Origin of the sequence: Chitinibacter sp. GC72 (assembly GCF_009760905.1) — a bacterium.
Classification (GTDB): Bacteria; Pseudomonadota; Gammaproteobacteria; order Burkholderiales; family Chitinibacteraceae; genus Chitinibacter.
In genome coordinates, this window is the sequence record NZ_VIRW01000010.1 from 88,606 (window position 1) to 99,387 (window position 10,782).

Genomic DNA, 10,782 nt, shown 5'->3' on the forward strand with positions numbered 1-10,782 from the left:
CAGAGCGTATGGATTCGTTTGTAAGCCGTCAATCCTGGCTTACAAGCGGGCGGGAAGTGAGCCGATTTGCAACAAACTTGGCTTGATCATCGTCAGGCTAAAGTCAGCCCTCAAATCAGTTAGAATGCTGGCAACCTTAACGGACCTCGCCATGACCTCCCGCCTGAATATTTACCAATCCAATCGCCTGGAAAACCTGTTTCTGCTGCTGCAGGCGCTGTTTGCGGTGCCGCTGTCCGACCCGTTTGCCAGCGAGAAAATCATTGTTTCAAGCAAGGGGATGGAGCGCTGGTTGCGTTTCAAGCTAGCCGATCAGGTCGGGATCTGTGCCGGGATTGATTTTCAGCTGCCAGCCAGTTTTGTCTGGTCTTTGCTCAAGGACGCGATGCCCGATTTGCAGGCGCAATCGCCCTATAGCAGCAGCCCGCTGGCATGGCGGCTGTTTGCCTTGTTGCCGCAGTCGCAAGCCCGTGAGGATAGCCCGATTGTGGCTGCCTACCTGGCCGAGGGCGATGCGCGGCGGCGGATGGCGCTGGCGGGCAAGCTGGCTGACGTGTTCGATCAGTATCTGGTTTTTCGCAGTCACTGGATTTCGGAGTGGGAAGCCGGGCGGCTGGTCGGCCTGGGGCCGGACGAAGCCTGGCAGGCGACGCTATGGCGAGAGATTCGAGCCAGTATTGACGCGGATTTTTCTGCCGATGAAGTTCCGCATCGAGCCGATATGTTTGTTCAATTATTTTCGCAATGGCAGCAAGCAGGGCCGCGCAAACTGCCCGAACGTATTACCGTCTTCGGTGTGGCCGGCATGCCACCTGCGTATATCGATGTACTGGGGGCGCTGGCCGAGCATATCGACGTCAACCTATTCCTGCTCAATCCCTGCCGCGAGGAATGGGGGGCGATTGTCAGCCCGAAAGCCATCGCTCGTGAAATGGTGAAGCAGCAAGGCCAGCAGCAGGAAGCGATGTATCTGGACGTTGGCCATCCTCTGCTCGCCAGCATGGGCAAGGCCGGGCGCGATTTTTTCCGCGCCGTGACCGAATCATTTCCGTGGGCGGGCGGCGGCGAGCAATGGCTGTTTTCTGATCCGCTTGAAAGCAAGGCCGAACCCAGCCTGCTGCACACGCTGCAATCGGACATTCTGAATCTGTTTAACCGCGATGCCGCGAGCGCACGTGTAATCGCCAGAACCGATCAGTCGCTGACTTTTCATGTCTGCCACAGCGCCATGCGCGAAGTTGAAGTGCTGCACGACAGGCTGGCGGCGATGCTGGCTGCCGATAGCAACTTGCTCGCGTCCGATATTGCGGTTCTGCTGCCGCAAATGGAGCCCTACGCACCGCTGATCGAGGCGGTGTTTGGCGGGGCAAAAGCGTCGAACGCGCCGAATATTCCGTTCAATATCGCCGATCTGACGGTGCAGCAGGAATGCCCGGCGGTGGCGGTGTTTCTGCAATTGATGGCGCTGCCCGAGAGCCGCTGCAAGGCCGACGAGATTTATGGCCTACTGGAAACGCCGCAAGTGGCCGCCCGTTTTGGCATTGCGCTCTCTGACTTGCCCACTTTGCGCCACTGGATTACCAGTGCCGGTATCCGCTGGGGGCTTGATGCTGCGCACCGCGCCGAGTTTGATCTGGCCGATATGGGCGCGGCCAACACCTGGCAGGCCGGGCTGGATAGGCTATTACTTGGGCTGGCGCTGCCCAATGCGCTGGCGGGTGATGAGCTGCCGCTGTGGTCGGGTGTGCCGGAGGCCGATTTGTCCGGTACAGGTATGTCCGGTGCTACTGTCGCGATTGCACCCTGGGACGATCTGGAAGGCTCGCAAGCGGCGCTGCTGGCCAAGCTGATGCGCTTTATCGCTACGCTTAAAGTCTGGCGTGATGCGCTGTCGCAAGCGTGCAGCCTGCTGGTCTGGCGCGATACGGCCTTGCAATTGCTCGACGCTTTTGTACTGTTTGACGAGGGTGACGAGACCCAGCTCAAGCTGGCCGACGCAATCCGCAGCGCAGTAAGCGAGCTGGCCGATGAGGCTGAATTGGCCGGTTTAACTGAAAGCCTGGAGCAAACAACTTCCCCCTTTATCAAAGGGGGGTTAAGGGGTATTTCAGCGCCGCTTGAATCTACTCAGTGGCTTGAACCAGCGCAGAAATCCCCCCTAGCCCCCCTTCGTGCAGGGGGGGACGTCGAAGCTTTAGCCTCTTCTGTCGATCAATCGGGCGATGACGCAAGCAGTGGTGCGCACCTGATCCCGCGTGAAGTGGTCAAAGACTGGCTGGCGCACCGCTTTGAAACCAGCAGCCGTGGTTCCGGCTTTATGTCGCGTGGCGTGACGTTCTGCACCATGGTGCCGATGCGCGGCCTGCCGTTTCGCGTGATTGCGGTGCTGGGGCTGAACGAAACCGATTTTCCGCGCAATCCGCCTAATGCCGGTTTTGATCTGATTGCGCAGCATCCGCAGCTCGGTGATCGCTCACGCAGGCTGGATGATCGCTATTTGTTTCTCGATATTTTGCTCGCTGCGCGCGAGAAGCTGTATTTATCGTGGGTGGGGCGCAGCCTGAAGGACGACGCCCATTTTCCGCCGTCGGTGCTGGTCAGCGATGTGCTCGATTGCGTGGCGCAAGGCTTTTTGCTGGAAGGCGATCTGGACTCATCTCCAGAAGTTCGCCGCGAACATCTGCTCGCGCAACTGACCACCCAGTATCCGCTGCAACCCTTTAGCCAGACTGCGTTTCAGGGCAATACCCGCCTGCAATCTTTCAATCCGCTGTGGTGCGCTGCGGCGGCACAAATTGCGGCCGTGCAGCTTGAGATTGAAACTGCACCACCGGCGTATCCGCCATTTAGTCTGCCTGCCGAGCTGCTGCTCGATGAGCTGGCTGCTTGTGTCTGCAAACCGGCGGTGCATTTTCTGCGTTACCGCGCGTTTTTGTATCTGGACGAGATCGAAAGCAGTTTGCCGGATGACGAAGCTTTTGATTTGAAAGATTTTCGTGACCGCCGCGTTCGTGATTTAGGTCTGAGGTATGGCCTTGCAGCCAAGGATCTGGTTGTTGCGCAGGGCGATACCCCGCTGGGTACGCCGGGCAATTTACTCGTTGATGCGCAATTAAACGCAGCGGATGACTTAAGACAAGCCTTGCAGCAGTATCGCTCGCCCGCAGGCTGCGCCGAAGGCGAGCTGCCGCCGCAGCCGGTAGACATTGCAATCAGTGTGGATGGTCAGAAAACCACCATCACTGGCTGGCTGAGCGATTGCTATCCGGCAGGGCGGCTGGTGGCGCGCAGCCAGATATATTCACGCGATGTGTTGCGTGCCTGGATCGAGCATCTGGCGCTGTGTGTGTCTGCACCTACGTCCGCTTCACCTGCTGTTGCGGAGTGCGTCATCAAGGCTGAAACTCGCTGGCTCTCGCCTGAGCGCGTGCTGTTTTTCCCGGCGCTTGCCGCCGAGCAGGCGCGTGACTATCTGGCTGATCTTGTGCGTTTTTATCACGCCGCAATGAGCGCGCCATTGCCGTTTTTTCCGAAAACGGCGCTGGCATGGGCGCAAGCCAAAAGAACAGAAAAAATGTCTGAAGATGACGCACGCTGGAAAGCTGCATTGGAAAAATGGCTGCCGCCGAGTTTTAAACGCGCGGGCATGTCCGATGGAGAATGGGTGGAGCCGCAAAACCAGCTGCTGTGGCCGGACGATCCGCTTGAGCCAATTGAAGAAGGGATCAGGCCGGAGCGTGAGCAGTTCGTGCATTGGTGCGAGCAAATTGTGCTGCCGATGTATGCCTGCTTGCAGCAACGCACGCTGGACGATGATCTGGCCGAATTTTTAGCAGACGGTTTGGCTGACGGTTTGACAGAAGGAGAGGGCGCGCAATGAATTCGGTGCTGAAATTTTCCCCGCTCAAAGTCCACGAAGTGCCGCTTGCTGGCCGCAATCTGATCGAGGCATCCGCAGGCACTGGCAAAACGTTCAATATCACCGGCCTGTACGCACGGCTGATTTTAGGTGCCAGTATAGCGCCAGACGCGCCATCGTATGACGCGCAGCGCGGATTACTCCCTGAGAGTATTCTGGTCGTGACGTTCACCAAGGCTGCGACCGCCGAGCTGAAAGACCGCATCCGGCTGCGGCTGGCGCAATTGACGCAGACTTTTATCGACCAGTCGCCAGTACTGATCAATGGCGAAGCCGAGCCATTTTGCGCCGAGGTGTTGGGGCGGGTCGTAGCTGAAAACCTCGACCCGGCGCCGCTGCTGGCACAATTGCGGCTGGCGTTGGCGACGCTCGATCAGGCAGCGATTTCAACCATCCACAGTTTTTGCCAGCGGTTGCTGTCCGAGCAGGCTTTTGAAGCCGGTTATGATTTTGATCGCACGCTGCTGGAAGACGAGACCGATTTGCTCGCCGAGATCAGCAATGATTTCTGGCGCAGCGAGCTATATGGCGCAGCGCCGGAATGGGTGCTGTTTTTGCAGCAGCAAGGGATAAATAATGCGGGTTTACGCGAGCTGGCGCGACGCGTTAAATCGCTGAACCCCGACAGTATTCTGCCGCTGCCCGCGCCGATGTCGGACGAGGCGCTGGCCGCGCAGCAAGCGCGCAATGCTCAATTATGGGAACAGTGCCGCAATAGCTGGGATGCCGTAGCAATCCGCAATCTCTTGCTGCAAGGCATCGCCGCCAAGCAGTTTGACGGTCGCAAAGTGCAGGAACGCTGGCTCGATGGCTGGATTGCGCCGGTCGATGCGGCATTGAAAAATACTGCACCTTGCCTTGACTTGCCCGAGCAGTGGGAGCGATTAACCAGCGGCTTTATTCAATCGGTACTCAAAGCCGATTTTCCGGCTTTGAGTTCGCAGCCATTTTTTGCCCTTGCTGAAAACTATCGCCTGAGTGCGGCCACGCTGAAAACCGATCTGGAGCTTAAATTCAAATACTGGCTGCTGTCGTTTGGTGCATATGTCCGCCGCGAGCTGCACCGCCGCAAGGCGGCTAGTGGCCAGATGTCGTTCGATGACAGCCTGACCACACTGGCCGCTGCGCTGCAAAACCCGACCCGCGCCCAGCATCTGGCCGCTAAAGTCAGTCAGCGCTACAAGGCGGCACTGGTCGATGAATTTCAGGATACCGACCCAACGCAGTTTACGATTATCAATCAGCTGTTTGGCCAGACGCTGATTGACGCAGAAACCGGCACCCCTCACAAGCCGCCATTTTTCATGGTGGGCGACCCAAAACAGGCGATTTATGCTTTTCGCGGTGCGGATGTCTACGCCTATCTGAATGCGCGTGAACAGGCCGACGAAAAATATTCGATTGACACCAATTTCCGTTCCGACGCGGCCATTGTCGCTTTTGTGAACGCGCTGTTTCGCGAACAAAATGCCTTTGTTGAAGACAAAATCCAGCATCCGGAGATCCACGCCAAGCATTCTGGCGCGTCAAAACTGCAATGCAGCGATGGAAAAGGGGCGATTCACGCCTGGGTGTTTGACGGCGCCAATAGTGAGGCCGCTGAAAAAGCGCTGATTAATGCCGTTGGCGATGAAATCGCCGCGCTGCTTAATGCTGCGGGTCGCGGCGAAGCCCGACTGGGTGAGCGTGCGCTGTCGCCCAAGGACATCGCCGTGCTGGTGCCTAGCCACCGGCAGGCCGAACAGGTCCGCAAGGCGCTGGCCAAACGCGGCGTTGCGGCAGTGATGCAAACGCGGGAAAGCGTTTTTGCGTCAAGCGAGGCGGCGGGTTTGTACGAGATGCTCGCGGCGATTGAAGAGCCCGCACACAGCGGCCTCTTGCGCAAGGCGCTGGTGAGCAGCGTGATGGGAATGAGCGTCGCTGATTTAATGGTGCTGCAGCAGGACGATGAAGCCTGGCAGCAGCAGATCGAGCATTTGCAAAGCTGGCGGGATGAATGGCGCAAGAATGGGTTTATGCCGCTGTTTCGCCGCTGGCTGGTTGAGGCCAACGTGACGCAGAATCTGCTCAATCAGGGCGATGGCGAGCGCCGCCTGACCAATCTGCTGCATGTGGCCGAGCTGATCCAGCAGGAGTCGCGCTCGCGACCCAGCCCGGCAGTGTTGCTGGCCTGGCTGGCGCGCCAGATTAGCGAGCCCGGCCAAAGCGGCGAGCAGCAGCAAATGCGGCTCGAAAGCGATGCCGACCGTGTGCGGCTGGTGACCATTCATGCCTCAAAAGGGCTGGAATATCCGGTGGTATTTTGTCCGTTCTCGTGGAAAGGCAAAAAGGATCTGGTTCGCGATAGCGATATCGTGCATTTTCATGATGCGAGCGATGGTGAACAGCTGAAAATCGATATTGGCACCAGCGAGCAAGAATCGCATCTGCAGCGGGCGCAGTTTGAAGCCTATGCCGAGCAGGTTCGGTTGCTGTATGTGGCCGTCACGCGCGCCAAGCATAGGCTGTATCTGGTGTATCCGGCGTTTGAAGCGCTGCATTCAAGCTCGGTATCCGGCCTTAAAAACGCGCCTTTATCGCAAGTGCTGCGCGATGAGAGCGGCCAGCCTTTGCGCAATAATCTGAAAGATTTGTCGCAGGCGCGCATCAAAACGGCGTTTGAACGGCTGATGACGGCTGATCCCGGTGCGCTGACGATCAGCGATCTGCCCGAGCGTCAGCGTTTGCAGGCGGCCAGCGTCGCTGCGCCGTCACTGAGCGTCGCTACTTTAAACCGCAAATACCTAGCTGCGCCGTGGCGGCTGGTAAGCTTTACCTCGCTCACGCGTGCCCATGGCAGTGCGGATACTTTGGCCGAAGTGGGCGCAGATCATGATCTGGCCAGCCCGGTGGTGGCGAGCGTCAATGCCGAGGCCGCGCCCGATGAAATACGCTTTGCCTTTACGCGCGGTAGCAAGGCGGGGACGGCTTTGCACGCAATATTGGAGCACGCCGATTTTGCCCGCGACGATGTGGCCTCGCTCGGCGCTCTGGTTGAAAGCCAGCTGCTCAGGGCGGGTTTGCTCACCGAGACGGACCAGACCAGTCCAGACCAGTTCAATCCCGAGCGGCCCAGCGAGCTGCCGACTCAGGTCGCACACTGGCTGCTGGATGTACTGGCCGCGCCCATTACGCTAGCCCAGGGCACATTCAGTCTGAAGCAGCTGAGCAAGTCGCAAAGGCTGAACGAATGGCCGTTTTTGCTCGGCTGCCAGAGCTTTGATCTGCCTGCATTCTGCCGCGTGCTGGCGCAGCCCGAATTCAATGTCGATGCGCGTTTTATCGCCGCTGCGCAGCGGCTCAAGCCCGAGAAAATCGCGGCGTATCTCAATGGCGTGGTCGATCTGGTGTTCGAGTGGCAGGGGCAGTACTTCATTGCCGATTACAAATCCAACCATCTGGGTGACGCACTGGTAGATTACGGTCGCGAGTCGCTGATCGAGGTGATGGCCGATGCGCATTATTACTTCCAGTATCTGCTCTACACCTGCGCATGGCACAGGTTTATGCAGCTACGCCGGGGCGGGCAATATGATTACGAGCGCGACTTTGGTGGCGTGGTGTATTTGTTTATTCGGGGTATGTCGTCGCAGGCTATGAATAATGGGGTCTATATGGATAAACCCCAGGTGGGTTTAATCGAGGCGCTGAATAAAGCCTTGGGGCTGGGGGCGGGGCAATGATGGATCAGGTTTTAATGAAAAATATTGCACCGAGCGTTTCGGTCGATTTTGCCAGCGCGCTATGTGATTTATTGCTGCGGCAAAACCCGGACGCGCCGGCCGATTTACTCGGGCTGGCCAGCGAGCTCGCCAAGGCCAGCGAGCGCGGCGATGTGTGCGTGAGCGTGCCACCGCAGGCCGATACGGCGGCGTGGCTCAAGACCGGGCTGGTTGGCGAACCGGGCAGTTTTACGCCGCTGATTGTGGAGCATCAGCGGCTGTATCTGGCGCGTTATCACGCATATGAATCGCGGCTGGCGGCGCAGCTATTGCGCATTGCCTGTGATGCGCCAAGCGCACCCGACGAAGCGGAATTACGGATTCAGCTGGATCGTTTTTTTGGTTCAGATTCAAAAGAGACCGATTGGCAGAAAGTCGCCGTCGCCGCCGCATTGCACCAGAGGCTGACGCTGATCAGCGGTGGGCCGGGAACGGGCAAAACCACCACACTGATCAAATTGCTGAGTCTGTTGCAAATCATCAATGCCGAGCAGCCATTAAAAATCGGGCTGGCTGCGCAGCCGTTGAAAATTGTGTTGGCTGCTCCCACGGGCAAGGCCGCGATGCGGATGCAGGAGGCGATTGCCAAAGGCAAAAAAGCGCTGGGCGAGCAGGGTCTGCTTGCCCCCGAGATGGCTGCGCAGATCCCTGATACCGCCAGCACGCTGCATCGGCTGCTTGGCAGCCGGCTCAATTCGGTGCAATTTCGCCATCACGCCGCGCAACCGCTGGTGCTTGATGTGCTGGTGCTGGACGAAGCGTCAATGATTGATCTTGCGCTGATGAGCAAACTCGTCGATGCGCTGCCGCCGCACGCCCGGCTGATTTTACTGGGCGACAAAGACCAGCTCGCTTCGGTTGAAGCCGGGGCGGTGATGGGGGATTTATGTGCTGGCGCAGGATTATCGCCCGAGTTTGCGGCCAAACTATCCCGCCTGACCGGCCAGCATCTCGAAGCCGGTTTTACCGAATCGCGTTTGGGCGAGCATGTGCAGACTTTGCATAAAAGCTACCGTTTTTCCGGCCCGATTGCCGATTTTGCCCGCGCCATCAACCATGGCGATATCCGAAAAATCAGCGAGCTGCTGGCTAAGGCGCAGTCCGCCACGCATGGCGCTGCACAGGGTGGCAAGGACTATCCGATTCGCTGGCAGGCGGGAAATCCGGCGCAGCAGGACATTACGCCATTGATGATGGCCAGCTATGCACCGTATTTTGCCGCGCTGGATGACTATATCGCCGCCATGAAGCAGGGCGGGGCGGGTAATGAGTTGGCGCTGGCGGTGTTTAGTGCGTTTGATGCTTTCCGCGTGCTTAGCCCCATCCGTCACGGAGCAGCCAGCGTCTCGCGTGTCAACGCGCTGATCGAGGCGCAATTGCTCAAGCAAGGGCGGCGCATGAACGATCAGCTCTGGTACGCCGGCCGCCCGGTGCTTGTGCCGCAAAATCTGTATGATCTGGAACTCTACAACGGCGATATTGGCCTGACCTTGCCCGATGAAAACGGCAAACTCTGGGTGCATTTTCCTTCGTCAAATGGAGCCGCTGCTGAATCTGCAGGCTGGGCAACTCGGAGGATTTCACCGTCGCGCCTGCCCGCAGTCGAAACCGCCTTTGCCATGACGGTACATAAATCGCAAGGCTCGGAATTTGCCCATGTGCTTTTGCTACTACCCAGCCCGCAGGAAGGGCGCAGCCACCTGAGCCGCGAGCTGGTCTACACCGCCATCACCCGCGCCAAAACCTGCGTCAGCATCTGGGGTGAAGAAGCACAGATCACCGCCGCCAGCCGACGCGGGGTAGAGCGGCAATCTGGGCTGGCGGAGAGGTTGTTAGTCCGTAGCGTGTGAAAGCCGAAGGCTTGCGCACGAAGAGGGTACGTGAATTGTAGATGTCGCTTCGTTGGATTGTGCTAAACTCGGTACAATCTTTTATTTTGGAGGCTAATCATGCAAGCTCTCACTTATAGCCATACCCGCGCCAACCTTGCCGAAGTGATGCGCAAAGTTAATGAAGATCACGCGCCGGTGATTGTCACCACCCAACGTGGTGAGCCGGTTGTGATTATGGCGCTATCTGATTATGAAGCGCTGGAAGAAACCGCCTACCTGACCCGCAGCCCAGCCAATGCCAAGGCTTTGAATGAGTCAATTGCCCGTGTGCGCGCAGATCAGGCCAAAGTGCGGAAGCTGATTGATGTCGATTAAGTTTGACGATGCCGCTTGGGATGATTATCTATACTGGCAAGCCACCGATAAAACCATCCTCAAGCGCATCAATGTTTTGATCAAAGATATTCAGCGCGAACCTTTCGCCGGTATCGGCAAGCCCGAGCCGCTGCGACATCAATACAGTGGCTTCTGGTCACGCCGCATCAATGAAGAGCATAGGCTGGTATATTGCATTCAGGATGACGCACTGATTATTGTGCAGTGCCGATACCATTATTGAGTGTTGCCAAGGCGCTACTGAATTCCCCACATTCATCCTTCACGCCAAGGGCGGCCTCAGCTACGGATCACCACAGCCAATCGGCGTGGGGTAGAGTGGCAATTGGGGTTGTGGAATAGTTGTTGAAGTAGGTTGTGAAAATCCAGTAAGATTTTGCGCACTTGTGCAGGTGTTGGTGAAATTCAAGATGACAGGTAAGTAATGTTAAAAATCTGATCTGGATTTATTGCGATTCCTTTGCCTTTGTAGCCAGCTAAATGATAGTTTTCTGGTTTGTATTCTTTTGAATTCACTAATGCGCAATATTTCCATAAACTACGAATGTAGTTTTCTTTGCATTCTGGAGTTGCAGAAAATTCAACAATACATTGCTTAAAATTATTATTAATAATACTCTCAAAATTAAGTAGTTCCTTGCAACTAATTGGAATGAATTTTGCTTCAAAATAGGCTCTTCATAGGAGCCAAGCTTGAAACGTAATCTTTTAGGTCAACCACTCACGCCCGATGAAATCGTCATGTTAGAGAGCATGGCGCAACAGCATCATCACGCCAATTTTCGCCCACGCGCCTTGGGTTTATTGGCTTTGCACGAAGGAGAGTCGCCCAAGACCGTGAGCAAAATATTACGCATGAGCGAACAAATGGTTT

General features: G+C 56.9%; 6 protein-coding genes. All 6 read left to right on the forward strand.

Annotated features, from left to right (window positions below):
• Nucleotides 1–151 precede the first annotated feature (151 nt).
• Nucleotides 152–3,880 carry an exodeoxyribonuclease V subunit gamma gene (recC, locus tag FLS37_RS10395; RefSeq protein WP_198314579.1) on the forward strand — a complete coding sequence of 1,243 codons (3,729 nt, stop codon included), beginning with the start codon at nucleotides 152–154 and terminating at the stop codon, nucleotides 3,878–3,880.
• Nucleotides 3,877–7,641 carry an exodeoxyribonuclease V subunit beta gene (recB, locus tag FLS37_RS10400; protein ID WP_157669859.1) on the forward strand — a complete coding sequence of 1,255 codons (3,765 nt, stop codon included), beginning with the start codon at nucleotides 3,877–3,879 and terminating at the stop codon, nucleotides 7,639–7,641. The genes recC and recB overlap by 4 nt, the downstream gene beginning before the upstream one ends.
• A 14-nt stretch (nucleotides 7,642–7,655) precedes the next feature.
• Nucleotides 7,656–9,530 (forward strand): exodeoxyribonuclease V subunit alpha, encoded by a 1,875-nt coding sequence (recD, locus tag FLS37_RS10405; protein WP_157669860.1) that lies wholly within the window; start codon nucleotides 7,656–7,658, stop codon nucleotides 9,528–9,530.
• A gap of 99 nt (nucleotides 9,531–9,629) precedes the next feature.
• A complete protein-coding gene (locus tag FLS37_RS10410) occupies nucleotides 9,630–9,887 on the forward strand; it encodes a type II toxin-antitoxin system Phd/YefM family antitoxin (protein ID WP_157669861.1) in 258 nt (85 codons plus the stop codon).
• The gene (locus tag FLS37_RS10415) at nucleotides 9,877–10,131 is read left to right on the forward strand and encodes a Txe/YoeB family addiction module toxin (protein ID WP_157669862.1); all 255 of its coding nucleotides are present in this window, start codon (nucleotides 9,877–9,879) and stop codon (nucleotides 10,129–10,131) included. The genes FLS37_RS10410 and FLS37_RS10415 overlap by 11 nt, the downstream gene beginning before the upstream one ends.
• Before the next feature lie 470 nt (nucleotides 10,132–10,601).
• A partial coding sequence (locus FLS37_RS10420) for a hypothetical protein (protein WP_157315105.1) occupies nucleotides 10,602–10,782 on the forward strand: 181 nt, incomplete at its 3' end.

What these genes read in the sequence shown, in the direction of transcription:
- FLS37_RS10415 (WP_157669862.1), top strand. Translation starts at nt 9,877, where the DNA reads ATGTCGATTAAGTTTGACGATGCCGCTTGGGATGATTATCTATACTGG.
- recD (WP_157669860.1), top strand. Translation starts at nt 7,656, where the DNA reads ATGAAAAATATTGCACCGAGCGTTTCGGTCGATTTTGCCAGCGCGCTA.
- recB (WP_157669859.1), top strand. Translation starts at nt 3,877, where the DNA reads ATGAATTCGGTGCTGAAATTTTCCCCGCTCAAAGTCCACGAAGTGCCG.
- recC (WP_198314579.1), top strand. Translation starts at nt 152, where the DNA reads ATGACCTCCCGCCTGAATATTTACCAATCCAATCGCCTGGAAAACCTG.
- FLS37_RS10410 (WP_157669861.1), top strand. Translation starts at nt 9,630, where the DNA reads ATGCAAGCTCTCACTTATAGCCATACCCGCGCCAACCTTGCCGAAGTG.